Below are 25,122 nucleotides of genomic sequence, written 5' to 3' on the forward strand. Positions count from 1 at the left end.
CATTAGTGCGCCTTCGGAGCGTACTTCGGACCCTTCACGCCGTAGCCGGCCTTCGAGAGCGCCCACCCGACGATCGCGCCGATCGGGACGAGCGCGACCGAGATCACGACGAGGGTCGGCTGCTCGAAGCAGAATGCGACGGTGCCGGCGGTGACGCCGACCAGCATGATGACGACGGCGGTCCAGGCTGCAGGCGAGTGTCCGTGGCCGGGATCGGCGATCGGGTTGGTCATGTTCTCCTCCGGGGGACGACGTGCAGTTCGTGACAAGTCTATCGGGGTCAACGCGTCGGATCGGTTCCGCGGGACAGCTCGTCCCAGGAATCGACCGCGTCGACGGGACCGTCGTGGGCGACATCGACGTGATCGGTGCGATACCGTCGCCCGCCGGCCTTCCAGCCGCGCCAGGTCGTCAAGACGACGATCGAGGCGACGAGCAAGATCGCCCAGCCGACCAGAGCGATGTACGGCCAGGCAGACGGGACGATGCTCACCACGACCTCGTGGACCGCATCGCCGCCGGCAAGACCCGTGACATCGGTCACGGTGGCTGCCACAGCGCCGAAGGGTTCGCTGAGGAGCAGCTGGAGCGTCGACCAGCCGAGGAACAGTGCCGTCGCTGCCGCGAGCACTCCGAACACCAGGCGCACCACCTTGCCGGCGATCGACAGTGCGGCGCCGAGAGCGAGGACAGCCAGGCTGAGTGGAGCCAGCAGCACGAGTGCGGATGCCCCGGGGACCAGGATCGCCTCGCCCGCATCCGCACGCTCCACCGTCAACCAGGTCTGGGTCGATGAGATGATGCCGATCGCGCCGGCCAGAAGGAAGCCGGAGACGGAGAGCGAGCGACCGCGTTGCGCGAAGGTCATGACTGATCCGTTCCCGCGAACGCCTCGAGATCGTTCGTGTCGAAGCAGGTGCGCGTACCGGTGTGGCAGGCAGGGCCCGTCTGTGCCACGAGAAGGAGGATCGCATCCCCGTCGCAGTCCAGACGCGCCTCGTGCACGACCTGGATGTGCCCGGACGTGTCACCCTTGCGCCAGTACTCCTGGCGGGAGCGCGACCAGTAGGTGGCCCGCCCCGAAGTCAGTGTGCGTCGGAGCGCCTCGGCATCCACCCACGCGAGCATGAGCACCTCGCGCGTGTCCCATTGCTGCACGATCACGGGGGCCAGACCATCGGCGTTGAAGGCGACCTGGGCGATGCGCTCTTCGACAGAAGTCGTCTGCCCGTCTGCGTCGGTCATCGTACGAGCACTCCCTCCGCGCGAAGCGCGTCTTTTACATCGCCCACGGTGAGCGCGCCGGTGTGGAAGACGCTGGCCGCAAGAACCGCGTCCGCCCCTGCCTTGATGGCGGGAGCGAAGTCGGATGCTCGACCCGCGCCGCCCGAGGCGATGACGGGCACGGAGGCCGCCTCACGCATCAGCCGTACGAGCTCCAGGTCGAATCCGTCACGCGTGCCATCCGCGTCGATCGAGTTCACGAGCAGCTCGCCGGCACCTCGCTCGGTGGCTTCGCGCGCCCAGTCGAGTGCGTCGAGCGTGGTCTGCGTGCGGCCGCCGTGCGTGGTCACCACGAAACCGGAATGCGTCGTCGAAGCGCGCTTCACGTCGAGCGACAGCACGAGCACCTGGGCGCCGAACCGGTCGGCGATCTCCCCGATGAGCTCAGGACGCGCGATCGCGGCGGAGTTCACCCCGACCTTGTCGGCCCCCACCGCCAGGAGTCGGGCGACGTCATCGACGCTGCGCACTCCCCCGCCGACGGTCAGTGGCACGAACACCTGCTCGGCCGTGCGCTGCACCACGTCATAAGTCGTCGCTCGTGCATCCACTGTCGCGGTCACATCGAGGAAGGTGATCTCATCCGCCCCCTGCGCGGCATAGTGCCTGGCGAGCTCGACCGGGTCGCCCATGTCTCGCAGGTTCTCGAAGTTCACGCCCTTGACCACACGGCCATCGGCCACGTCAAGACAAGGGATGACACGACTGGCGAGCGTCATCAGAGCCTCGCGTTGTGGATGGCGGTGACCAGGATCGCCCTCGCGCCCAGCCCGTAGAGGGCGTCCATCACCGGGTTGACGCGCGTGCGCGCCACCATCACCCGCACTGCGACCCACTCGGGATCCCGCAGCGGCGAGACGGTCGGCGACTCGACGCCACCGGCGATCTTCACCGCGTCATCGAGAAGCGCGACCGGAAGGTCGTAGTCGATCATCACGAAGCGCCGCGCGACCATGACACCACGGAGGCGACGCAGGAGCGTGTCGGCACCTTCGGCGTCGACCGGCCCGGCGATGAGCACGGCTTCGGATTGCAGGATGACCGGTCCGAAGACCTCCAGCCCCGCCTGACGCAGGGTTGTTCCGGTCTCGACCACATCCGCGACCGCGTCGGCGACACCGAGTCGGACCGCGGACTCCACGGCCCCATCGAGCGGCACGAGGTCGACCGCGATGTCGCGCTCGTCGAGGAACGCATCCACCAGGCCCGGATACGAGGTCGCGATGCGCAGACCATCGAGCTCGGACACATCGGTATAACGGCCCGTCGGTGCAGCGAACCGGAACGTGGAGCCGGCGAAGCCGAGAGCTTCGATCTCACGCGCACCCGGCATCCTGGCGTCGATGAGCAGGTCACGACCCGTGATCCCCACATCGATCGCGCCGGAACCCACGTAGGTCGCGATGTCCTTGGGGCGGAGGAAGAAGAACTCGACGTCGTTCTCGGCGTCGATGACATGGAGGGTCTTGGGGTCACGTCGACCGGCATAGCCGGCTTCGGCGAGCATGTCGGCGGCGGTCTCGGAGAGCGAGCCCTTGTTGGGAACAGCGATGCGCAGCATGGATGGCTTTCAGTTCGAGGGGATCGGAACGGAGCGCATCACAGATGTCGGTAGACGTCCTGCAGACTGAGGCCCTTCGCGAGCATCATCACCTGGACGTGATAAAGCAACTGCGAGATCTCTTCGGCTGCGGCTTCGTCGGACTCGTACTCCGACGCCATCCACACCTCGGCGGCCTCTTCGACGATCTTCTTTCCGATCGTGTGCACGCCGCCGTCGAGCTCGGCGACGGTCCCGGATCCCTCAGGGCGGGTCTCGGCCTTGACGCTGAGCTCGGCGAACAGCTCGTCGAAAGTCTTCACGGTTCCAGGCTAGCGGCTCGGGCGAGGTCTCTCAGCCGGGTGACGGCTGCCTCGACATCATCGGCGCCGTACACGGCGGATCCCGCAACGAACGTGTCGGCCCCGGCAGCGGCTGCGATCTCGATCGTACGGTCGGAGATGCCACCGTCGACCTGGAGCCAGACCTGCGATCCGCGCCGTCGGGCCTCGTCGGCGAGGGCGCGAAGCTTCGGCATCGTCTCGGGCATGAATCCCTGACCTCCGAAGCCCGGTTCCACGGTCATCACGAGGATCTGGTCGAACTCGTCGAGCACGTCGTAGAGCGAGTCGACGGGGGTGGCCGGCTTCACGGCGACACCGGCGCGCGTGCCGATGTCGCGCAGGCGACGGGCGAGCGCGACAGGATCCGCAGCGGCCTCGAGGTGGAACGTGACGCTCGCCGCGCCGATCTCCGCATATTCGGGAGCCCATCGCTCCGGGTCGGTGATCATCAGATGGACATCGAGCGGGATCGGACTGGTCGCCTGGATCCGCTCGACCATCTGGGTGCCGAAAGTGAGATTCGGCACGAAATGGTTGTCCATCACGTCGACGTGTGCGAAGTCCGCGGTGGCGATCCGGGCGAGATCGGCCTGCATGTTCACGAAGTCGGCGGCCAGAATGCTCGGGTTGATGCGCGGGGCGCGAGGCAGTTCCACGGTCTTACCTTTCCTTCCCTGAGGTGTTCACCGTTGCGGAGCGCTGGAGCAGCGCGAGGAACATCGCGTCGGTACCGTGGCGGTGCGGCCAGAGCTGGGCACTACCCGAGCCCGCGCGCCCCTCCTCCGCGAGGTCGATCGGGGACGATGCGACGTCGGCGATCACCGCCCGAGCGTCGAGCTCGACGACATCGGTGCGCTCGCGCAGCACCTCTCTCACGACACCGGTCGTCTCGGCGAGATGCGGGGAGCAGGTGACGTAGGCGACGATCCCGCCGGGTGCGAGGGCGTCCAGCGCCGCGGAGAGCAGCTCCGCCTGCAGTGGAACCAACTCCGCGACGTCGGCCGGCGTCTTGCGCCAGCGCGCCTCCGGACGACGACGCAGCGCGCCGAGACCCGTGCACGGGGCATCCACGAGGATGCGGTCGAACTCTCCGATGCGTGCGGCGCCGAGTTCGCGGCCGTCCTGCTCGTGCACGACCACTTCGCCGGGGACCGCCCTGAGGGCTTTGCGCACCAGGCGCGCACGCACGGGGACGACCTCGTTCGCCTCGAGCGTGACGTCGTGTTCGCGGGCGATCGCAGCGAGCAGTGCGGTCTTGCCGCCGGGACCGGCGCAGAGGTCGAGCCACCGCTCCCCCGCGGTGATGGGCATGGCGCCGGCCAGCGCGAGGGCCACCAGCTGGGAGCCCTCGTCCTGCACGCGGATCGTGCCACCGGACGCCTCGACCGACCGGCGCGGGTCGCCCCCAGGGGAGACGAACGCGGTCGGCGCGTAGGGAAGATGGGGCTCACCCGGCTCTGCCAGCCCCGGCAGCGCGACGAGAGTCACCTCTGGCGAGGCGTTGTCGGCCTCGAGCAGCGCTTCCAGTTCATCGCCACGCCCCTCGGCGGCCAGTGCCCGACGCAGGGCCCTGATCACCCAGACCGGATGCGCGGACCGCAGCGCCAGTCTCTCGTCATCCGACCGCGCCTGCTCTTCGATCCGCTCCTGCCACTGCTCGGCCGAATCCCGTGTGATGCGGCGAAGAACCGCGTTCGCGAAGCTCGAGGCCCCGCGGCCGGATGCCAGTGCGACGAGGTTCACCGACTCGTTCACCGCCGCGTGCGACGCGACGCGCGTGGCGAACAGCTGGTGAACCGCGAGCCGCAGCGCATCGAGCACGGCTGAATCGATGCTGTCGGCCGGGCGATCGGCCGCAGCTGCGATGATCGCGTCATAGGTGCCGAGTCGACGCAGTGTGCCGTAGGTGAGCTCGGTCGCGAGTGCGGCATCCTGCGGATTGAGTCGCGCTTCGGCGATGGCGGAGGGAAGCACCAGGTTCGCGTAGGCGTCCGTCTCCGACACGGCTCGCAACACGTCGTAGGCCACACGTCTCGCCGGCTGTACCGTCCGTGTCGGCCCACGCTGCTCGGAGCGCCGCCCCTCGCCATCCCCGTGTCGCGGTGTGCGTCGACCCTGCGCCTGCGACGACCGCTTGTTCCGTCCCTCGTCGCTCATGATCCGGCCTGCAGCTCTTCGCCGCCGCGCTGTCCGCGCCACCAGTCGACCGCGTTCATCGCTCCCTTGCCTGCCGGCTGGAGCCGTGAGACGGCCAATGCTCCGGTGGCCGTGCCGATCTGGAGTGCGGTCTTGGTTCCGCGGAAGCGCCCGGGTGCCAGTGGTTCGGCATCCGGGGCGGGCACGGCCTCGAGCACCTTGAGCGGCTGCCCTCCGACGGTCGTGTGCGCGCCGGGCTCGGGAGTGACCCCGCGGAAACGCGCGAACACGGCGTCGAGCGACTGGTTCCAGTCGAGCAGTCCGTCGGCGAGAGTGAGCTTCGCGGCGAAGGTCGGCGTTCCCCTCTGGGCCTCCGCTTTCGCCGTGCCGTCCGCGATCGCGGACACGACGTCGGCCGTGAGCTCTGCTCCATCCACCGCGAGGGCCTCGAGCACCTCGCCGGCTGTCGCCGTCGCGACGACGTCGACCTCCCGCGTGGCGAAGACGTCGCCGGCATCGAGCTCAGCGACGAGCTGGAAGACGCTGGCACCGAGCACCTCGTCTCCGGCGATCAGCGCACGCTGGACGGGCGCGGCTCCACGCCAGGCCGGCAGCAGCGAGAAGTGCAGGTTGATCCAGCCAGCCGTCGGCGCAGAGAGCAGAGGCTCGCGCACCAGCCCGCCGTAAGCCACGATCACACCGAGCTCCACCTGCAGGGCCGAGATGTCCGCGGTCGCGGCATCGTCGAGTCGGGCGGTCTTGATAACGGGGAGACCCAGTTCCACGGCGGCCTGGGCCACGGGAGACGGGGTCAGCACGCGACGACGCCCGAGTGGCGCGTCAGGTCGAGTGACGACCGCGGCGATGTCGTGGGACGCCGTGAGACGACGGAGCGTGGGCACGGCGGCGGATGGTGTGCCGGCGAAGACGAGGCGCATGAAGGTTCTCCGGAAGGGTCAGAGCTCTGGTTCGAGGATATCGAGGCGGACGGAGAGCGTGCTCTTGGTCGCACGCCCCTTTCTGCGGCGGCCGCTCACGGCCTCGGCGACTACGGCCGCGCGCAGCGCTGTGGCCACGCGGGGCCCCGCGCCGTAGTCGAACCTGACGAGCGCCCGCACGCGGGGTGGGACGTCATCTGATTCGACGGGGACCGGGCCGAGCACCGCGCCCGGAGGCAGGGCGAGTTCGGCGAGGGCGGCGAGAGCGTTGCCGACCGCGAGAACCGAGCCCTGGACCAGCGCGACCCGGGTCGTCGGGGGCATGTGCAGAGGGGCTCTGCTCTCGAGCTCGGATCGGGCATGGGCGGCATGATTCCACGTCGCCAGCGCCTTGGCCACTGCACCGTTCACTCCGACGAGATGGATGGGGGCACCGGGCGCCGCCAGCGCAGCGGCGTTCGACCACCAGCGCAGACAGGACTCGGCGACACGCAGATCGGGCGCCTGGAGCATTCGCGGGCCGTCGAGGAGGACGACTGCGCGGTAACCGCCTTCGGCGATCGGTTCTGCGCCGCGGGTCGCGACCACCAGCGCAGGTTTGGCCGGGACACGCTCCACCGGGTGCGCGCCGTCCGCGACGATCACGCGCACACCAGGGAACGCCCTACCGAGTTCGTCAGCGGTGCGCTCGCTCCCTGACGAGGCGAGGCGCAGCTTCGTGGAAGAGCAGGATGAGCACGCCCAGGCACTCGCCGCGCGACCGCACCACCCGCACACGGGGACGGCACCACGATGCTTCGCGCCGAGAGGACCGCCGCAGTGGGCGCATCGGGCCGGAGCCCGGCACTCCGCGCACACCAGTGACGGAGAGAACCCCGGCCGCGAGACCTGCACGAGCACCGGCCCCTCTGCGGCCGCGTTGCGGGCGGCGAGGAATGCGGACGACGGCATCCGCTGCGCCGTGGGCTGCTCCATCTCCTGTGGTGTGCTGAGCACGACGCGCGGGAGCACGCGGCGCGCTGCCCTGACGTCGTGCAGCCAGCCGAGGACGACGAGACGTTCCACATCGGTCGTGCGGGTGTGTCCGGCGAACAGGAGCGCTGAGCCCTCGAGCTCCTGCCGAAGCAGGGCCGCATCTCGCGCGTTGACATAGGGGGCCAGCTGCTCCCCCAGAAGCGGGTCGCCATCGTCCCAGAGCGCCACCAGGCCAGCCACGACCGGAGAATAGACGGCCGAGCGGTTTCCCACCACGATGCACGGGGCATCTTCGAGAGTGCGCAGGAAGCCGCGATAGCGGTCGGGGTTGGTCTGCCGGGAGTCGTGACGCACCACCGCCTCGGCAGGAACGAGCGTCTCGAGCGCGCCCAGGAGTCGGTCGAGGTCTCGGCTGTCGGGGACGACAATGATCGACGACTTGCCGGCGGCGAGCATCCGCGCCGCGGAGGATGCCAGCAGCCTCGCCCATCCCTGCACTCCGTCGACCAGCTGGGGAATCGCCTCCACTGCCGCACGACCGCCCGAGTCGAGGACGGCATCGAGGCCTTCGTAAAGGCTGACGGTGTCTTCCGCCAGCACGAGTGCCTCAGCATCGGGTGTCTCGGCCGGTGTGTCGCGGGTCCAGGCCTTCTCCACGCGCACTTGACGTTTCGGGATCACCAGTCGCAGCACGTCGGAGGCGGAACCGGCGGCCCGATCCGCGACACGTCGCGCGAGGGTGTGCAGTCGTTCCGGGAGCACCGGCACCGTGGATACCACGCTCTCGACCTCCGAGAGCGCCCGGTCCGCGTCGTCCTCGGTGTCGATCTCGACGACGTAGCCGTCGACCATCCGCCCTGCGGTACGCAGCGGCACCTGCACGCGGACGCCCAGGGGCACGTCGCCCAACTCGGCCGGAAGGGCGTAGTCGAACAGTCGGTCGAGCTGCGGCAGGGGTGAATCGAGGAGCACGCGCGCGATGCGCCGGCTCTCCGGAGGCATCAGGACCGCGGTCCCATCAGAGCCCGGCAGCGCGGCGCAGCTCTTCGGCGCGGTCGGTGCGCTCCCAGGTGAAGTCGGGGAGCTCGCGGCCGAAGTGCCCGTAGGCGGCCGTCTGTGCGTAGATCGGGCGCAGCAGGTCGAGCTGCTCGATGATGGCCTGAGGACGCAGGTCGAACACCTCGTTGATCGCACGGGTGATGGCTTCGTCAGACACCTTGCCGGTGCCGAACGATTCGACGTACAGCCCGACGGGCCGAGCGACGCCGATCGCGTAAGCGACCTGAACCTCGAGGCGATCTGCGAGGCCCGCTGCCACCGCGTTCTTCGCCACCCACCGGGTCGCGTAGGCACCGGAACGATCGACCTTGGAGGGGTCTTTGCCGCTGAAGGCACCGCCGCCATGGCGTGCTGCTCCCCCATAGGTGTCGATGATGATCTTGCGTCCGGTGAGACCGGCATCACCCTTGGGGCCACCGGTCACGAAGGGACCAGCGGGATTGATGTAGAAGGTGACGTCATCGAGGTCGAGGCCTGTCGTCTCGAGCACCGGGTCGATCACGTGCTCGCGGACCTGCGCCTGGAGCTCTTCCTGAGAGATGTCCGGGTGGTGCTGAGTGGAGACCACGACCGCGTCGACCGTCTTCGGCGTGAAGCCGTCGTAGCCGAGCGTGACCTGGGTCTTGCCGTCGGGGCGCAGGAACGGCAGTGCACCACTGCGACGCACCTCGGTGAGACGCTCAGCGAGACGGTGTGCAGTCCACGCGGCCATCGGCATGAGCTGCGGGGTCTCGTTCGTCGCGAAACCGAACATGATGCCCTGGTCGCCGGCGCCGAGAGCGTCGAGCGGGTCGACGGATGATCCGTCGCGGTGCTCCTGCGCGCTGTCGACACCGTGGGCGATGTCGGTCGACTGCTCCCCCACCGAGACGCTGACGCCGCAGGAAGAACCATCGAAGCCGGTGTCGCTGGAGGTGTAGCCGATCCCGTTCACGACCTGGCGGACGATCGTGGGGATGTCGACATAGGCGTCGGTGCGGATCTCACCCGCCACATGCACGAGGCCCGTCGTGACGAGCGTCTCGACGGCGACGCGAGAACCCTTGTCCTTCGCGATGAGACCGTCGAGGATGCTGTCCGAGATCTGGTCGCAGATCTTGTCCGGGTGCCCTTCGGTGACGGACTCGGACGTGAACAGACGCAAGGCGCTCATCGATACTCCAGAACGGGACGGACGGAAGGAGGGTGTTGCACCCATTCTGGACCGCGCCTCCGACAGACGGGAGGCGCGGTCTCGAATATCACTCTGCGTGACGCAGGCGGAGCTTGTCCTCGTTGATCTCGTGCAGCGCGATGGTGAGCGGCTTGTCCTCGACCGAGGAGTCCACGAGCGGGCCGACGTTGTCGAAGAGGTTTCCCTCGTGCAGGTCGGAGTAGTAGTCGTTGATCTGGCGCGCGCGCTTGGCGGCGTAGATCACGAGCTCGTACTTCGAGTCGACGCGGTCGAGCAGGTTGTCGATGGGGGGATCGATGATTCCGTTGTTGTGTCCGGCCATGATGAGACCTCCTGATCAGGCGACGAGATCGTCGCGAAGACGGTGCGAAAGGCGCGCGAAGACGCTCAGCGCGCAGAGCTTGTAGACAATTCTACGACCTCGCGAGCCGCAGTGGCGACGTCCTCGTTCACGACGAGGTGATCGAACTCGTTCTGAGCGGCGAGTTCGACCTTCGCGGTGCGCAGTCGTCTGGCCCTCTCCTCGGCATCTTCTGTGCCTCGTCCGACCAGTCGATGCACGAGTTCGTCCCAGCTCGGGGGCAGCAGGAAAATCAGCGTCGCCGACGGCTCGGCGCGCCGAACCTGACGTGCGCCCTGCAGATCGATCTCGAGCAGGACCGTCTTGCCCTCGGCCAGCGCGGCGTCGATCGGTGCGCGCGGCGTGCCGTAGCGGGATCGGTTGTGAACCACGGCGTACTCGAGCAGTTCGTCGTCGGCGATCAGCCGGTCGAACTCGGCGTCGTCCACGAAGTAGTAGTGCACGCCGTCGATCTCACCCGGCCGCGGAGGCCGGGTCGTAGCCGAGACTGACAGGTGGATCTCCGGGTTGTTCTCGCGGATGTGCGCGGCGACCGTCCCCTTCCCCACTGCGGTGGGGCCTGCGAGAACCAGCAGACGGCTCCGCGCCTCGCGGGGGGTCGGCACGGGGAAGCGGGAGTCGAGCCACGTCTCCAGCACCCGGCGTTGGCGGGCGCCGAGACCACCGAGACGCTTGACCGGCGAGATGTGCAGCTCTTCGAGCACGCGGTCGCGCTTGCCGGCGCCGATCGCCGGGAGGGCCAGCAGGAAGTCGGTGATGCGCATCGAACCCTCGACCGAGTCGGCATCCGCCGACGCGCGATGGATGACCGTCTGCGGTGTCACCACGCGCATCGTGAGGTCTCGTTTGACCGAGGCTCTGGCGCGGCGGCGCTCGACAGCGCGGCGGGCGGCCGCGGCTCTGTCGACCTCGGGAACCGTGCGCTGAGCGTCAGACACCGGCCACCTCGAGATACTCGGAGGCCCGTGCGGAGATCGCCTCGGGCAGATCAGCAGGGCCGGCGGAGAGGATGCTGCGGCTCTCGCTCGCGATCACCGCAGCAGACATCTCACCGAACCGGGGGCGGAGATCGGCGGGCGTCGCCCCCTGAGCGCCGAAGCCAGGGGCGAGGATGGGTGCCGCCGGAGCGAAGGGTTCGATACCCGCCTGCATCCAGTCGACGGTCGCGCCGATGACGAAGCCGAAGCTCCCCCACTCCCCTGCCGCAGAGAGCTCGGCGTTGCGCGCGGAGACCTCGGCGATGACCGATGCCGACACCGTCGCGTCAGTGGAACCGGTGGAGCGCTGCAGCCCTTCGGCCTCGGGGTTGCTGGTCGCGGCGAGCACGAACACGCCCTTCCCGTACTTCTCCGCGAGGGTGAAGGTCCCATCGAGAGCACCCACTCCGAGGAAGGGGCTCACAGTGAGAGCATCCGCCTCCAGAGGCGAACCGGGAGTGAGCCAGGCACGGGCGTAGTCGTCCATCGTCGAGCCGATGTCGCCGCGCTTGGCATCAGCGATGACGATCAGGCCGGCCGCGCGAGACGCGGCGAGGACGTCTTCCAGGGCCGCGATGCCCGCAGACCCGAAACGCTCGAAGAACGAGACCTGGGGCTTCACGAAACCGACCCGTCCCGCGGCCGCCTCGACCGTGCGCAATCCGAACTCGCGGACGCCCTGCGCATCGTCGGTCAGCCCCCACGCCGCGAGCAGCGCGGCGTGGGGGTCGATTCCGACGCAGAGCGGTCCCCGCGTGTGCAGCGCGGCTCGGACCCGCTCGCCGAAGCGTTCGCTCACAGTGCCGCCTTCCGGTCCAACGCGTACTCCTGGAGGCTCTTGACCTGGAAGCCCTCATGGGCGGCGTCCATCCCGCTCACGGCGGCGCCGAGCACCGCCATCGTGGTGAACAGCGCCTTGTCAGCGGCCACTGCCGCTGCGCGGATCTCATACCCGTCGGCACGGGCAGCCCCGCCTGACGGAGTGTTCACGACGATGTCGATCGCGCCCTCGTTGATGAGGTCGACGATGTTCTTCGCTCCCGACTCCTGCGTCTCGCTGTACTTCTCGACGACGGTGACGGCGATGCCGTTGCGGGAGAGGATCTCGGCGGTTCCCTCCGTCGCGACGATCGTGAACCCGAGCTGCTGCAGTCGGTGCGCCGGGAGGATCACGGCGCGCTTGTCCGAATCGGCGACCGAGATGAACACGGTCCCCGACGTGGGCATGCCGCCGTAGGCTGCGGCCTGGCTCTTCGCGAAGGCGGTCGGGAAGTCGCGGTCGATGCCCATGACCTCGCCGGTGGAGCGCATCTCCGGGCCGAGCACGGAATCGACGGTCTTGCCGTCGGCGGTGCGGAACCGCTTGAACGGCAGCACGGCCTCCTTGACCGAGACCGGGGCGTCGAGCGGAACACGCGAGCCGTCCTGCTCCGGCAGCATGCCCTCGGCGCGCAGCTCAGCGATCGTGGAACCCGTCATGATGCGACTTGCGGCCTTGGCCATCGGGATCCCGAGCGCCTTCGACACGAAGGGCACGGTGCGGCTGGCGCGAGGGTTCGCCTCGATGACGTAGAGCACGCCGGCGCTGATGGCGAACTGCACGTTCAGCAGTCCACGCACTCCCACACCCTTCGCGATCGCGAGGGTCGCCTCGCGCACGCGGTCGACGTCGGTGCGTCCGAGCGAGACCGGCGGCAGCGTGCAGCTGGAGTCTCCCGAGTGGATACCCGCCTCTTCGAGGTGCTCCATGACGCCGCCGATGTACAGGTCTGTACCGTCGTAGAGCGCGTCGACATCGAGCTCGATCGCGTCGTCGAGGAAGCGGTCCACCAGGAGCGGCTTGCCCTCTTCGATGATGACCTCGCCGGCGGTGCGCACGAAGTAGTCACGCAGCGAGGCGGTGTCGTACACGATCTCCATGCCGCGGCCCCCGAGCACGAAGCTCGGGCGCACCAGCACCGGGTAGCCGATCTCCTCGGCGATGCGCACGGCGCCGTCCGCGTCGATCGCGGTGCCGTTGCGCGGTGCGACCAGACCTGCCTCGTCGAGCAGCCGGGAGAAGAGCTCGCGCTCCTCGGCCAAGTCGATCGCCTCGGGGCTGGTGCCGAGAACGGTGTAACCGGCGGCCTCGATGCCCTTCGCGAGTCCGAGCGGCGTCTGGCCGCCCAGCTGGCACACGACTCCGAGGATGGTTCCGCTCGCTGCTTCCGCGTCGAGCACCTCCAGCACGTCTTCGAGCGTCAGCGGCTCGAAGTACAGGCGGTCGGAGGTGTCGTAGTCGGTCGACACGGTCTCCGGGTTGCAGTTGACCATGACGGTCTCGAACCCGGCGTCCGACAGCGCGAACGAGGCATGCACGCACGAGTAGTCGAACTCGACACCCTGCCCGATGCGGTTCGGGCCTGAGCCGATGATGACGACCTTGGTGCGATCGGAAGGGGCGACCTCGGTCTCGAAGTCGTAGCTCGAGTAGTGGTACGGCGTCAGAGCCGGGAACTCTCCGGCGCAGGTGTCGACCGTCTTGAAGACCGGGCGGACGCCGAGACCGTGGCGGACGCCGCGCACCTCTGCCTCGGTCGTGCCACGGAGCTCGGCGAGCTGAGCGTCCGAGAAGCCATGCTCCTTGGCGTAGCGGAGCGTGGCGGCATCCAGCTCGGGGGCCGCGCGGACGATCTCGGCGACCTCGTTGATCAGGACGATCTGGTCGAGGAACCAGGGGTCGATCGCTGTCGCCTCGAAGGCCTGCTCGATGGTCGCGCCCTTGCGTAGCGCCTGCTGCAGCGTGACGATGCGGCCGTCGGTGGGGATCTTCGAGATCTCGAGAAGCTCTTCCATCGAGCGATCTTCCGTACCCCAGTGGAAGCTCGACCCGCGCTTCTCCAGCGAGCGGAGCGCCTTCTGCAACGCGGTCGCGTAGTTGCGGCCGATCGCCATGGCCTCGCCCACGGACTTCATGGTCGTGGTCAGCGTCGCGTCGGCGGCCGGGAACTTCTCGAACGCGAAGCGCGGAACCTTGACGACCACGTAGTCGAGCGTCGGCTCGAAGCTCGCCGGCGTCACACCCGTGATGTCGTTCGGGATCTCGTCCAGACGGTAGCCGAGCGCCAGCTTGGCCGCGAGCTTCGCGATCGGGAAGCCGGTGGCCTTGGATGCCAGGGCGCTGGACCGCGAGACGCGCGGGTTCATCTCGATGACGATGATGCGCCCGTTCGAGGGGTCGACCGCGAACTGGATGTTGCAGCCTCCGGTGTCGACCCCGACGGCGCGGATGATGTCGATGCCGATGTCGCGCATCTTCTGGTACTCGCGGTCGGTGAGAGTCAGTGCGGGCGCGACCGTGATCGAGTCGCCCGTATGCACCCCGACCGGGTCGACGTTCTCGATCGAGCAGACGACGACCGTGTTGTCGGCCGTGTCGCGCATGAGCTCGAGCTCGTACTCCTTCCAGCCGAGGATCGACTCCTCCAGGAGCACCTCGGTGGTGGGCGAGTCGCGCAGGCCCGCGCCGGCGATACGACGCAGGTCTTTCTCGTCATAGGCGAAGCCGGAGCCCAGGCCGCCCATCGTGAAGCTGGGGCGGACGACCACCGGGTAGCCGAGCTCGCCGGCCGCAGCGAGTACCTCGTCCATCGTGTGCGCGATGCGGGAGTCGGCCACGTCGGCACCGGCGTCGAGCACCAGCTGCTTGAAGATCTGGCGGTCCTCGCCCTTGTTGATCGCCTCGAAGCTGGCGCCGATGAGCTCCACGTCGTACTTCTCGAGGATGCCGTGATTGTGCAGCTCGATCGCCGCATTCAGCGCGGTCTGGCCACCGAGTGTCGGCAGGATCGCGTCGGGACGCTCTTTGGCGATGATCGTCTCGATGACCTGCCATGTGATCGGCTCGATGTACGTGGCATCGGCGAAGTCGGGGTCGGTCATGATGGTGGCCGGGTTGGAGTTGACCAGGATGACCCGGACGCCCTCCTCGCGCAGCACACGGCACGCCTGGGTGCCTGAGTAGTCGAACTCGCAGGCCTGACCGATGACGATCGGGCCGGAGCCGATGACGAGGACGGATTTGATGTCGTCGCGCTTGGGCATTACTTGGAGTCCTTCTGGCTTGCGATGACCAGGTCGCGGAACCTGTCGAAGAGGTAGTTGGCGTCGTGCGGGCCCGCTGCCGCCTCGGGGTGGTACTGCACCGAGAAGGCGGGGATGTCGAGTGCGCGGAGCCCCTCGACCACGTTGTCGTTGAGGCCGACGTGGCTGACCTCGACCTTGCCGTAGCCGTTCGGGCTGTCGAAGGTGCCCTCGATCGGAGCCTCGACTGCGAAGCCGTGGTTGTGGGCGGTGATCTCCACCTTGCCGGTTTGCTTGTCCAGCACCGGCTGGTTGATGCCGCGGTGACCGAACGGCAGCTTGTAGGTGCCGAGACCCAGCGCACGACCGAGCAGCTGGTTGCCGAAGCAGATCCCGAAGAACGGAAGGCCGTCATCGAGGACCGAGCGCAGCAGCTCGACGTGGTCGCCGGAGGCCGCAGGATCGCCGGGCCCGTTCGAGTAGAAGACGGCGACAGGGTCGACCGCCCGGATCTCGTCGATCGTGACGCTCTGCGGGAGCACGTGCACCTCGAAGCCGCGCGCGGCGAGATTGTCGATCGTCGCCTGCTTGACGCCGAGGTCGAGCACGGCGAGGTTGCCGATCCGCTCCCCCATGGCGGTCGTCACGGTCGCGACGTCGACCGAGACCTCGGCCGACAGGTTGCGTCCTGCCATCTCGGGCGCTTCGCGGACGATGCGCACCTGCTCCTCGGGGTCGAGCGCCGCGTCGGCACCGGAGAAGATGCCGCCGCGCATGGAGCCGGCAGAGCGGATGTGGCGGGTGATCGACCGCGTGTCGATACCGCTGATCCCCACGATGCCGTCCTCCACGAGCACGTCGTCGAGGGAGGCGTTCGCGCGCCAGTTCGACACGACGCGCGAGGGGTCGCGCACGATGTAGCCCGCGACCCAGATGCGGCGCGACTCGGCGTCTTCGTCATTCATGCCGGTATTGCCGATGTGCGGCGCGGTCTGCAGCACGATCTGTCCCGCATAGGACGGGTCTGTGATCGTCTCCTGGTATCCGGACATGCCGGTGGCGAAGACGACCTCACCGAGAGTGCGCCCGCGAGCGCCGTACGCGCGTCCGGTGTGGCGGGTGCCGTCTTCCAGGACGAGGACGGCGGGATCGGGAAGCTGGGCAGCGGGGGTCTGCCCGGAGTTTGTCGAGAGTGTCATGACGTTGCTCCTGTGTAGGGGGCGGCGGGGACGAGCCGCTGCAGGTCGGAGATGAGGTTCTTGGGGTCGCCGGTGGCGAGGCGCAGGTAGCTGTCGACGATCGTGTCGTCGTCGATGCTCCAGGCGATGCGCACGAGACCGCCGGGCTCCACGACACGGTCGATCGTGACCGTGGCGCGGTCGATGGCGACGAGCCGATCCTTCGCCAGGAAGACCGTCGGTGCGCCGTCGAGGCAGAGGGCGATGCCGCGATCCGTGAGCGCGAGCTCGCCGCGTGCCCGGTACGCGAGGGGCGACACCGCGAGACGCTCGAGCGGCTGCTCGTGCCGTGTCGTCGACACGTACAGCACCTCGTCGCGGCGGGCGACCTCTGCGTGCTCAGGGACACCCAGCGGGGCCGTGAACGCGGAATCGCGGCGGATTCGTCGTCGCCAGGCGAGGAGCATGACCAGCAGCACGAGGAGTGCGAACGCGATCGTGATCGCGACGGCCAGATCCCGAGCGCTCATGCGCGAAGCTCCTCGACGACGCTGCCGCCGTCGACCGTGAGGATGCCGCCGTGGATCGTGTACTCCACCCGTCCGGGGAGAGCGCGGCCGAGGTACGGCGAGTTGACGCTCCGACCGTGGAGGTCGGCCTCGGTGAAGACGCCGTCGACCGAGGCGTCGTACAGAGTGATCTGGGCGGGCTGTCCGACCTCGAGCGGCGTGCCGTGTCCGGCGAGCCGCCCGATCTGCGCCGGGGCCGCGCTCATCACCCGCGCGATGTCGGCCCACTCGAGCAGGCCGGTCTGCACCATCGACTGGTGCACGACGCGAAGCGCGCTCTCGAGACCGACCATGCCGTTCGCGGCGGCCTGCCACTCGCACGCCTTGTGCTCGCTCGGGTGCGGTGCGTGGTCGGTGGCGACGATGTCGATCGTGCCGTCGGCGAGGCCCTCGCGCACGGCGAGCACATCCTCTTCCCGACGCAGCGGCGGGTTGACCTTGTAGCGCGCGTCATATCCGCGCACCAGCTCGTCGGTCAGCAGCAGGTGATGCGGGGTGACCTCGGCAGTGACGTTGATGCCGCGTTTCTTGGCCCAGCGGATGATGTCCACGGAACCGGCGGTCGAGAGGTGGCAGACGTGCAGTCGCGAACCGACGTGCTCGGCGAGCAATACGTCGCGGGCGATGATCGATTCCTCGGCGACTGCGGGCCAGCCTGCGAGGCCCAGCTCGGCCGACACCGTGCCCTCGTTCATCTGCGCGCCCTCAGTGAGACGGGGGTCCTGCGCATGCTGGGCGATGACACCGTCGAACGACTTCACGTACTCCAGTGCACGGCGCATGATGAGCGGGTCGAACACGCAGAAGCCGTCGTCGCTGAAGACGCGGACCTGTGCGCGGGACGTCGCCATCGCGCCCAGCTCAGCGAGGCGCTCGCCCTTCTGGCCCACAGTGACGGCGCCGATGGGCTGCACCGTGGCGTACCCCGCCGCTTCTCCGAGTGCGAGCTCCTGCTCTACGACACCCGCGGTGTCGGCGACCGGCGAGGTGTTGGGCATCGCGAAGACGGCGGTGAAACCACCGGCGGCCGCAGCCCTCGTACCGGTGAGGATCGTCTCCGATGCCTCGTAGCCCGGCTCCCGCAGATGCGTGTGCAGGTCGACCAGGCCCGGCAGGGCGACGAGCCCCGCCGCGTCGATGACGCGGGCGCCGGAGCGCGTGAGCCCGGTGCCGATCTCGGCGATCCGGCCGTCTTCGATGATGATGTCGGCGCTCTCGGCACCGAGCAGCTGTGCACCGGTGATGACGAGGGTCTCGTTCACAGGTCTCCCCCTCGTTCGTCGTCTCGTTCTCCTGCCAGCAGCAGGTACAGCACCGCCATGCGGACGGATACCCCGTTCGTGACCTGTTCCAGCACCGTCGAGCGGGGGGAATCGGCTGCTTCCGAGGAGATCTCCAGTCCCCGGTTCATGGGTCCGGGGTGCATCACAATGCTACCTGCCGGCAGGCCTGCCACACGCCGCGCGTCCAGACCCCAGCGACGGGAATACTCCCGCTCAGTCGGGAAATATGCGGCGTTCATCCGTTCCAGCTGGATGCGCAGCATCATCACCGCGTCCGGGTCTTCGGCCAGCGCCTGATCGAGGTCGTAGACGACGCGGACCGGCCAGAGGGACACGTTCTGCGGAACCAGGGTCGGCGGCGCGACGAGCGTGACCTCCGCGCCGAGCGTGGTGAGCAGCCAGACGTTGGAGCGGGCGACCCGCGAGTGCAGCACATCGCCGACGATGACGACCCGCAGACCGCTGAGGTCGCGACCGCGGCTCTCGGCGCCGAAGCGGCGCTTGCGGATGGTGAATGCGTCGAGCAGTGCCTGCGTCGGGTGCTCGTGGGTGCCGTCGCCGGCATTGACCACACCGGCCGAGATCCAGCCGCTGGTGGCGAGGGTCTGCGGGGCGCCGGAGCCGGGGTGGCGGACGACGACAGCGTCTGCGCCGATGGCCTCCAGCGTCTGCGCGGTGTCCTTCAGGCTCTCGCCCTTCGAGACACTCGAGCCCTTCGCCGCGAAGTTGATGACGTCGGCGGAGAGCCGCTTGGCTGCGGCTTCGAATGAGATGCGCGTCCGGGTCGAGTCCTCGAAGAAGAGGTTCACGACCGTCTTGCCGCGCAGCGTCGGGAGCTTCTTGACCTCACGCGACTGCGTGTCGGACATGTCCTCGGCGACGTCGAGGATGCGAAGGGCGGTCGCCCTGTCGAGGGTACGGGTGTCGAGGAGGTGTCTCATTCGCCGATCGTCACCTCCTCGGCGCCATCGTTCTCGAGGAGACGAACGTTGACGCGCTCGGTGCGGGCCGAGGGGATGTTCTTGCCGATGTAGTCGGGGCGGATCGGAAGCTCGCGGTGCCCGCGGTCGACCAGGATCGCCAGTCGCACGACGGCGGGGCGTCCGATCGACTGGATCGCGTCCAACGCGGCGCGGATGCTGCGACCGGAGAAGAGCACATCGTCCACGAGCACCACGGTCTTGCCGTCGATGCCGCCGACCGGGATCTCGGTGGGCTGCGGGGAACGGGTCGGGTGCTTGGCGAGGTCGTCGCGGAAGAGCGTGACATCGAGCGCACCGACCGGGACGGATTGCTGCGCGATCTCGCTGATGAGCGTGCCCAGGCGATGAGCGAGAGTGACGCCGCGGGTCGGAATGCCCAGCAGGACGAGGTTCTCGGATCCTCGATTGGATTCGAGGATCTCGTGCGCGATACGGGTCAGCGCTCGTGAGATGTCGGCTTCGTGCAGCACAGTGCGCATGCTCATCGGCCGCTCCCTTCTCCGCCTCACAGGACGGTGTTAAAGGTTGCTTGTGAGGTCAGTCTATCGGAGCGCGGAGCCCCGGTGGATCAGCTCGCCTCCTGCAGCACGGGGTCGGTGACCTCGTCGATCTTCGAGGAGCGGATCGGGTGTCCGGCGGTCGACAAGCACCGACCGGTCTTCAGGTCCCACTTCCAGTCGTGCATGCTGCACGTGAGGATTCCATCGCCGTCGACCGTGCCGGTGCGGGTGAGGTCGGCGCGCAGGTGCGGGCAACGGCGCTGCACGACCCAGTCGCCGATCTCGGCGTCTTCGGTCTGGTCGGTCTGCTCCTGGTACCAGTTCTCGACGTACTCGATCCGGTCGACCGAGAGGCACTTGAGGAACGTGGTGAGGAACTCGTTGAACTTGCCGCTGCGCCCCACCGAGAACTGCATCGAGAGGAAGATCGAGTTGGACCAGTCGATCTCATGATCGACGATGTTCGTCGAGACCAGGTCGGCAGGGATCGTGTACCAGTAGATGCAGTCTTCACCGTCGTACTCGCGGACTTTGGCACGCGGGAAGTCGACGACCATGTCGAGCTCGCCGATGCGGAAGCGCACGCATCCGCCGACGCCGAGCCGGATCGTGCGGGACTTCTTCAGCAGCGGCTCCCACCAGGTCTTGATCGCCTCGAGCATCTCCGCGGGCGGGATGATCTCGGCGCGAGACGCCTCCTCGTCGCGGATCTCCTGCTGGCGGCTCGCCCGCTGCTCCTCGAGGTAGTCCCACTTCTCATCGAAGATGTGCGAGATCTCGGCCTCGGTGTAGAGGGTCTGCTCGCTCGTCACCGCTCCCCCGTCGACCGTGACGACGGTGCCGGGGATGAAGAGCTGCCCGTCGTACTTCGGCGCGAGCTCCTTCATATGGGCGAGGAACTGCTTCTGATCCGTGAAGATCGACTCGCCGTTCTTGCCGAGGCCGTTGAAGTCGAAGAGGTCGTCGCGCAGGAACATGGGGGGCCCTGCCATCGGGAAGACGTGCGGAGCGTCGACCTTCTCGATGTAGTACATCGCGCGCTTGTTCTGCGCCTCGCGCTTGAGCCGCGCGAAGTTCTGCTTGGCGTCCAACGGCAGGTCGTAGACCATGGGCCACCAGATCGCACCGGACACCTGAGTGAAGTAGGCATCGGGCTTGCCGAAGTCGAGCAGCTTCTCGAGGTCGAGCGGGTGCGAGTCGTTCTGGTTGAGCATCGAGCCGGTGCCGTCGTCGACGCTCAGCGAGGAGTCGCCGATCGGGCCGTCGCTCGGTGCGCGAAGAGGTGTGATCATCATCTTGAGCTCACCACGCTGGATCACCTGGCCAGCCGGCGCATAGGTGATGTTCGTGTACCCGAGTGCCCTCAGGTCTTTCTCGAGGTCGTCGGTCGGGTACTCCGGCAGCAGCACCTCGATGTCCTTGCGGATGTAGCGCTCGAGGAGCTTCGGGTCGAAGTGGTCGCGGTGGCGGTGCGAGATCCAGAGGAAGTCGGCGTCGCGCCCGAAGCGCTCCCAGTCCAGGCCCCGGTTGTCGGGGAACGGGAACCAGGATCCATAGAAAGAGGGTCCGAGGACCGGGTCGCAGATGATGTTCCCGCCGACCGTCTCGATGAACATCCCGGCGTGGCCGAGTCCCGTGATCCGCATTGCATTCCTCCCGAAAGTGAACCGTTCGATTGTACCGAGGGCTCCCTGTGCGCCCGGTCGACCCGGCCGTGAGTATTCCGGTCAGCCCTCGAACAGGCCTCGGATGTCGTCGGCGGAGAGCGACTGCGCGAACAGCGCCTCGTCGTCGAGCACGGCGGTGAACAATCGCGCCTTGCGGCGTTGCAGTTCGAGCACCTTCTCCTCGATCGTGCCGGTCGAGATCATCCGGTACACGAACACCTGACTCTCTTGGCCGATGCGGTGGGTGCGATCCACCGCTTGCGCCTCCGCTGCCGGGTTCCACCACGGGTCGAGGAGGAAGACGTAGTCGGCCTCGGTCAGGGTGAGGCCGAAACCGCCGGCCTTCAGGCTGATCAGGAAGACGGGCTGCTCCCCCGAGGTGAAGCTCTCGACGACTTTCTGCCGATGTCGAGTCGATCCGTCCAGATGCGCGTACGGAATGCCGGCAGCATCGAGGCGGGCCGCCGCCAGGTCGAGGAACGACGTGAACTGACTGAACACGAGCGCCCGGTGGCCCTCGGCCTGCAGCTCGATCACGCGCTCGAGCAGCACGTCGAGCTTGCGCGAGCCGATCTTCGCGTCTTCGGGGTCGATCAGCCCCGGAGCGAGGCTGAGCATGCGCATCAGAGTGAGTGAGCGGAAGACGATGAAGCGGTTGCGATCGAGGTCTTCGAGCAGGCCGAGCACCTTCTGCCGCTCGCGCTGCAGGACCACCTCGTACAGCGCCCGGTGGGACGCACTGAGCTCGACTTCGAGGATCTGCTCCTGCTTCGCCGGCAGGTCGGGCGCCACGAGCTCTTTGGTGCGTCGCAGCAGCAGAGGACGGATACGTCGACGCAACTGTTCGAGGCGTCGCTGCCGGTAAGCGCCGCCCTCTTCGTTCTCGGGGACCTTCCCCTGCTCGATCGGCTGGATGTAGTTCTCCCGAAACTTCCGCGCGGAGGCGAAGAGACCGGGAGCGGTGAGCTTCAGCAGCGCCCACAGCTCGCTGAGGCTGTTCTCCATCGGTGTGCCGGTGACGGCGAACGTCACATCCGCGCGGAACGATGCGACCGCTCGATGCAATTTGGTCGATGGGTTCTTCACGAACTGCGCCTCGTCGAGGATGAGTCCTGCCCACTCGACTCCGGCGTACTCGGCTTCGTCGAGCCGTGCGACCGCGTAGGTCGTGATCACGACATCGACGCCGTGGAGCGCATCGGCCAGAGCCGGTCCCTGGGTGGTGCCACGCAGCAGCACCGTGAGCGACGGCGCGAAGCGATCGGCCTCGCCTCGCCAGGTGGCCAGCACCGAGGTGGGCACGACCACGAGGAACGGGCGTCGCTCGCCAGACTCCCGTGCGTGGACCATGAGGGCGAGGAGCTGGAGCGTCTTGCCGAGGCCCATATCGTCGGCGAGGATGCCACCCAGCCGATGACTCCAGAGGAACGCGAGCCAGTCCAGCCCTTCCTTCTGGTACGGGCGGAGCTCGGCGGTGATTCCGCGCGGGACGGGGACGGACGGCACCCAGGCGGCCCGGCGGAGTCCGTCGGCGATCGCGCGCCAGGTGACAGCCGGGAGCGCCTCGTCCGCGAGATCTTCGAACTCCTCCCAGAGGTCGGTCTGGTAGCGGCTGATCCGCGGACCGGTCTCCCATTCCTCGAGTTCGCCCGACTCCTCGATGAGTTCGCGGAGCCGATCGAGTGCGTGATGACTCAGCGAGAAGTACCCGCCGTCCGAGAGGAGAAGCTTCTTCTTGCCCTTGCTGAGCGCCGTGAACAGCGGGCCGAACGGGATGGTGCGTCCGTCGATCGTCACCAGGACACCGAGGTCGAACCAGTCAGGGTCGGTGCTCTCGACCGTGGTCACCGTGATCTCCGGTTCTCCGGTCAGCTCGTGATAGCTCTTGCGTCGGCCGGAGACCTCGACGATGACGCCATCGGCCTCGAGGACGGGCACGATGCGCGTGACGAACTCTGCCGCCGCGACATCGTGAAATGCTCCCGTCGACCCGAGCTCTTCACCCAGCTGTTCCGTCCAGACAGCCTGGACGACAGCACGAATGGTGTCCTCCGCCTCGGGATCCCGCACCGCGTGGGAGCTGAGCGGAAACGGCACGCGCCCGAACCCGCGATAGTCCCATTCGAACGTGTACTTGACCGTGTCACCGCGGTGGAAGGACAGCTGCAGCACCAGGCGGGGCGCAGGCAGTTCCGGGAGCTCGAGCCTGCCGACAGCGCGCACATCGATCCGGCGCGCCAGCAGCGGATAGGCATCACGGAAGAACACCGTCTCGTCTGCTACCGGCACCGCGAGCCCCTCGCGCGCGGCGAGCAGCGCGTGCACGGGTTCGGCGACCGGCACCTCGGCGAGCGTCACGCGGAGTCGGGTTCCCTGCTGGAAGACCTCGTACACGCCGCTGTGACCGATCGTGTGTACGGCGAACGGCGCGGCTGCACGTCCCTCGATCGTGATGTCGGGAAGCAGCACGAGCCCGCCGTCGAGGTCGCGTTCCACCGTCGCACCGATCGTGGCACGGTCCGCAAGCACGATCGATGTGCCCTTCTGCGTCGCGACGAGCGGGATCCCGACGTCGGCCGCGGCGCGCAGGTGACCCCAAAGCAGCCCGGACTCGATCAGATCGGCGACCAGCCAGTCACCGGCAGTACCGGAGAGGAGTGTGTCGCGGGCGATGCTGAGCAGATCTGCGAACCATCTGGATCGGTCGCGCCCGTACTGCGTCGGCGAACGTCGCACCGCGTCCCAGGACGCCTGGCCCAGCACCCAGGCGCCGGTCGCCGTGCTCTTCTCGAGCGGACGGATGCCCAGCAGGATCTCGCCCGTGCGCTTCGCGACGTCGCGCGGGGTCGCCGTGCGCTGCGGCCGTGAGGCCCAGGGGTTGGCCCCGCGCCCGTCCCGCATCCGCAGTTCGATACCGAGAGCGAGCTGCGTCTGGGCATCATCACGCGAAGCACCCAGAAGCGAGCGCCAGCCTGCTGACGGTGCGCCCTCCGAACGGGAAGGGTCAAGCGGAAGGGGCATACTGCCATCCTCTCCGACACCGCCGACAGTGCCTCGCGGCGGACGGATCAGGCGGCGCGGGCCACCCGAGCGAGTACGCCGTGCACGAAGGCACCGGAGTCGTCGGTCGAGAACTCCTTCGCGAGCTCCACGGCCTCATCGATCGCGACAGCGGTAGGAACCTCGTCGTTGAAGAGGATCTCCCACACGGCGATACGAAGCAGTGCACGGTCCACGGCCGGCATCCGCTCCAGCTTCCAGTCCCTGCTGTGGGTGGTGATCTGCTCATCGATCTCGTCGCGTGAATCGATGATTCCGTCGACGATCTCGCGGGCGTAGAGCCATGAGGCTTCCCGTGCGGGCTCGCTCGCTGCACGCTTCGCCTCGGCAGCCAGTGTCACCGCGAGGTCGTCGCCGCGCACATCGGCGGAGAACAGGATGTCGAGAGCGCGCTTGCGCGCCTTCGTCCGGGCGCTCACGCCTTACTTCTCGCGGCCGAGGTAGTCACCCGTGCGGGTGTCGACCTTGACCTTGGTGCCGGCCTCGACGAACAGCGGCACCTGCATCTCGTAGCCGGTCTCGAGCGTTGCGGGCTTGGTGCCGGCCGACGAACGGTCACCCTGCAGGCCCGGCTCGGTGTAGGTGACCTCGAGGACCACGGAGGCGGGGAGGTCGATGTACAGCGGGTTGCCGTTGTTCAGCGCGATGGTCACCGCCTGGTTCTCGAGGAGGAAGTTCTTCGCGTCACCGACCGTGGCAGCACCGACCGTGATCTGGTCGAAGTCGGTCTGGTCCATGAAGACGTAGCCGTCGCCGTCGGTGTACAGGTACGTGTAGTCACGACGATCGACGTTCTCGATCTCGATCTTCGCGCCCGCGTTGTACGTGCGGTCGACGACCTTGCCCGACACGACGTTCTTCAGCTTGGTGCGGACGAACGCGCCACCCTTGCCGGGCTTGACGTGCTGGAACTCGATGACGCTCCAGAGCTGCCCGTCGATGCTGAGGACGACGCCGTTCTTGATGTCTGCGGTAGATGCCATGCGCTGCGAGTTCCGTTCGTGAGTCTGCGGGGTCGGACGGGGCCGACAG

The 25,122-nt window shown here is 67.9% G+C and carries 24 protein-coding genes; all 24 read right to left on the minus strand.

Going from position 1 to position 25,122, the window contains the following annotated elements:
• Window positions 1–2: 2 nt before the first annotated feature.
• Window positions 3–233 carry an HGxxPAAW family protein gene (locus ACIQTX_RS11880; RefSeq protein WP_402972308.1) on the minus strand — a complete coding sequence of 77 codons (231 nt, stop codon included), beginning with the start codon at window positions 231–233 and terminating at the stop codon, window positions 3–5.
• A 47-nt stretch (window positions 234–280) separates the two neighbouring features.
• Window positions 281–868, minus strand: a complete 588-nt coding sequence (locus ACIQTX_RS11885; RefSeq protein ID WP_105525354.1) for a Trp biosynthesis-associated membrane protein — start codon at window positions 866–868, stop codon at window positions 281–283.
• Entirely contained in the window at window positions 865–1,245 is a 381-nt protein-coding gene (gene hisI / locus ACIQTX_RS11890) for a phosphoribosyl-AMP cyclohydrolase (protein ID WP_402972310.1), read from the minus strand. Before hisI ends, ACIQTX_RS11885 begins: the two co-directional genes overlap by 4 nt.
• The gene (hisF, locus tag ACIQTX_RS11895; protein WP_402972312.1) at window positions 1,242–2,003 is read right to left on the minus strand and encodes an imidazole glycerol phosphate synthase subunit HisF; all 762 of its coding nucleotides are present in this window, start codon (window positions 2,001–2,003) and stop codon (window positions 1,242–1,244) included. Before hisF ends, hisI begins: the two co-directional genes overlap by 4 nt.
• The gene (gene hisG, locus ACIQTX_RS11900; RefSeq protein WP_402972314.1) at window positions 2,003–2,845 is read right to left on the minus strand and encodes an ATP phosphoribosyltransferase; all 843 of its coding nucleotides are present in this window, start codon (window positions 2,843–2,845) and stop codon (window positions 2,003–2,005) included. The genes hisF and hisG overlap by 1 nt, the downstream gene beginning before the upstream one ends.
• 38 nt (window positions 2,846–2,883) lie before the next feature.
• Window positions 2,884–3,147, minus strand: coding sequence for a phosphoribosyl-ATP diphosphatase (locus ACIQTX_RS11905; RefSeq protein WP_017202142.1), 264 nt, complete (start codon window positions 3,145–3,147; stop codon window positions 2,884–2,886).
• On the minus strand, window positions 3,144–3,824 hold the full coding sequence (gene rpe, locus ACIQTX_RS11910) for a ribulose-phosphate 3-epimerase (protein ID WP_105525350.1): 681 nt from the start codon (window positions 3,822–3,824) through the stop codon (window positions 3,144–3,146). Before rpe ends, ACIQTX_RS11905 begins: the two co-directional genes overlap by 4 nt.
• Window positions 3,825–3,828: 4 nt before the next feature.
• Window positions 3,829–5,325, minus strand: coding sequence for an RsmB/NOP family class I SAM-dependent RNA methyltransferase (locus tag ACIQTX_RS11915; protein ID WP_402972317.1), 1,497 nt, complete (start codon window positions 5,323–5,325; stop codon window positions 3,829–3,831).
• On the minus strand, window positions 5,322–6,242 hold the full coding sequence (gene fmt / locus ACIQTX_RS11920) for a methionyl-tRNA formyltransferase (protein ID WP_402972319.1): 921 nt from the start codon (window positions 6,240–6,242) through the stop codon (window positions 5,322–5,324). Before fmt ends, ACIQTX_RS11915 begins: the two co-directional genes overlap by 4 nt.
• 18 nt (window positions 6,243–6,260) lie before the next feature.
• On the minus strand, window positions 6,261–8,219 hold the full coding sequence (locus ACIQTX_RS11925; RefSeq protein WP_402972320.1) for a primosomal protein N': 1,959 nt from the start codon (window positions 8,217–8,219) through the stop codon (window positions 6,261–6,263).
• Window positions 8,220–8,235: 16 nt separating this feature from the next.
• The gene (gene metK, locus ACIQTX_RS11930) at window positions 8,236–9,429 is read right to left on the minus strand and encodes a methionine adenosyltransferase (RefSeq protein WP_402972321.1); all 1,194 of its coding nucleotides are present in this window, start codon (window positions 9,427–9,429) and stop codon (window positions 8,236–8,238) included.
• Between the two features lie 88 nt (window positions 9,430–9,517).
• Window positions 9,518–9,772 carry a DNA-directed RNA polymerase subunit omega gene (rpoZ, locus tag ACIQTX_RS11935; RefSeq protein WP_017204385.1) on the minus strand — a complete coding sequence of 85 codons (255 nt, stop codon included), beginning with the start codon at window positions 9,770–9,772 and terminating at the stop codon, window positions 9,518–9,520.
• A gap of 65 nt (window positions 9,773–9,837) precedes the next feature.
• Window positions 9,838–10,749, minus strand: coding sequence for a guanylate kinase (gene gmk, locus ACIQTX_RS11940; protein ID WP_402972322.1), 912 nt, complete (start codon window positions 10,747–10,749; stop codon window positions 9,838–9,840).
• Window positions 10,742–11,587 (minus strand): orotidine-5'-phosphate decarboxylase, encoded by an 846-nt coding sequence (gene pyrF / locus ACIQTX_RS11945; protein ID WP_402972323.1) that lies wholly within the window; start codon window positions 11,585–11,587, stop codon window positions 10,742–10,744. Before pyrF ends, gmk begins: the two co-directional genes overlap by 8 nt.
• Complete coding sequence (gene carB, locus ACIQTX_RS11950; protein WP_402972324.1) at window positions 11,584–14,871, minus strand: carbamoyl-phosphate synthase large subunit; 3,288 nt, start codon at window positions 14,869–14,871, stop codon at window positions 11,584–11,586. Before carB ends, pyrF begins: the two co-directional genes overlap by 4 nt.
• Window positions 14,871–16,049 carry a glutamine-hydrolyzing carbamoyl-phosphate synthase small subunit gene (gene carA / locus ACIQTX_RS11955; RefSeq protein ID WP_402972325.1) on the minus strand — a complete coding sequence of 393 codons (1,179 nt, stop codon included), beginning with the start codon at window positions 16,047–16,049 and terminating at the stop codon, window positions 14,871–14,873. The genes carB and carA overlap by 1 nt, the downstream gene beginning before the upstream one ends.
• The gene (locus ACIQTX_RS11960) at window positions 16,046–16,558 is read right to left on the minus strand and encodes a hypothetical protein (RefSeq protein WP_105525341.1); all 513 of its coding nucleotides are present in this window, start codon (window positions 16,556–16,558) and stop codon (window positions 16,046–16,048) included. Before ACIQTX_RS11960 ends, carA begins: the two co-directional genes overlap by 4 nt.
• Window positions 16,555–17,859, minus strand: coding sequence for a dihydroorotase (locus tag ACIQTX_RS11965; protein ID WP_028501832.1), 1,305 nt, complete (start codon window positions 17,857–17,859; stop codon window positions 16,555–16,557). The genes ACIQTX_RS11960 and ACIQTX_RS11965 overlap by 4 nt, the downstream gene beginning before the upstream one ends.
• Window positions 17,856–18,821: an aspartate carbamoyltransferase catalytic subunit gene (locus ACIQTX_RS11970; RefSeq protein WP_028501831.1), complete on the minus strand. Its 966-nt coding sequence runs from the start codon at window positions 18,819–18,821 to the stop codon at window positions 17,856–17,858. The genes ACIQTX_RS11965 and ACIQTX_RS11970 overlap by 4 nt, the downstream gene beginning before the upstream one ends.
• Window positions 18,818–19,348, minus strand: coding sequence for a bifunctional pyr operon transcriptional regulator/uracil phosphoribosyltransferase PyrR (gene pyrR, locus ACIQTX_RS11975; protein WP_402972327.1), 531 nt, complete (start codon window positions 19,346–19,348; stop codon window positions 18,818–18,820). Before pyrR ends, ACIQTX_RS11970 begins: the two co-directional genes overlap by 4 nt.
• Before the next feature lie 83 nt (window positions 19,349–19,431).
• Window positions 19,432–21,009: a Rieske 2Fe-2S domain-containing protein gene (locus tag ACIQTX_RS11980; RefSeq protein ID WP_402972328.1), complete on the minus strand. Its 1,578-nt coding sequence runs from the start codon at window positions 21,007–21,009 to the stop codon at window positions 19,432–19,434.
• A gap of 81 nt (window positions 21,010–21,090) precedes the next feature.
• Window positions 21,091–24,051, minus strand: a complete 2,961-nt coding sequence (locus tag ACIQTX_RS11985) for a DEAD/DEAH box helicase (protein ID WP_402972329.1) — start codon at window positions 24,049–24,051, stop codon at window positions 21,091–21,093.
• A gap of 47 nt (window positions 24,052–24,098) precedes the next feature.
• Window positions 24,099–24,509 carry a transcription antitermination factor NusB gene (gene nusB / locus ACIQTX_RS11990; protein WP_028501827.1) on the minus strand — a complete coding sequence of 137 codons (411 nt, stop codon included), beginning with the start codon at window positions 24,507–24,509 and terminating at the stop codon, window positions 24,099–24,101.
• 3 nt (window positions 24,510–24,512) lie between these two features.
• Window positions 24,513–25,073, minus strand: coding sequence for an elongation factor P (efp, locus tag ACIQTX_RS11995; protein WP_028501826.1), 561 nt, complete (start codon window positions 25,071–25,073; stop codon window positions 24,513–24,515).
• Window positions 25,074–25,122 lie beyond the last annotated feature (49 nt).

The organism is Microbacterium sp. NPDC090281 (assembly GCF_044769635.1).
GTDB lineage: Bacteria > Actinomycetota > Actinomycetes > Actinomycetales > Microbacteriaceae > Microbacterium.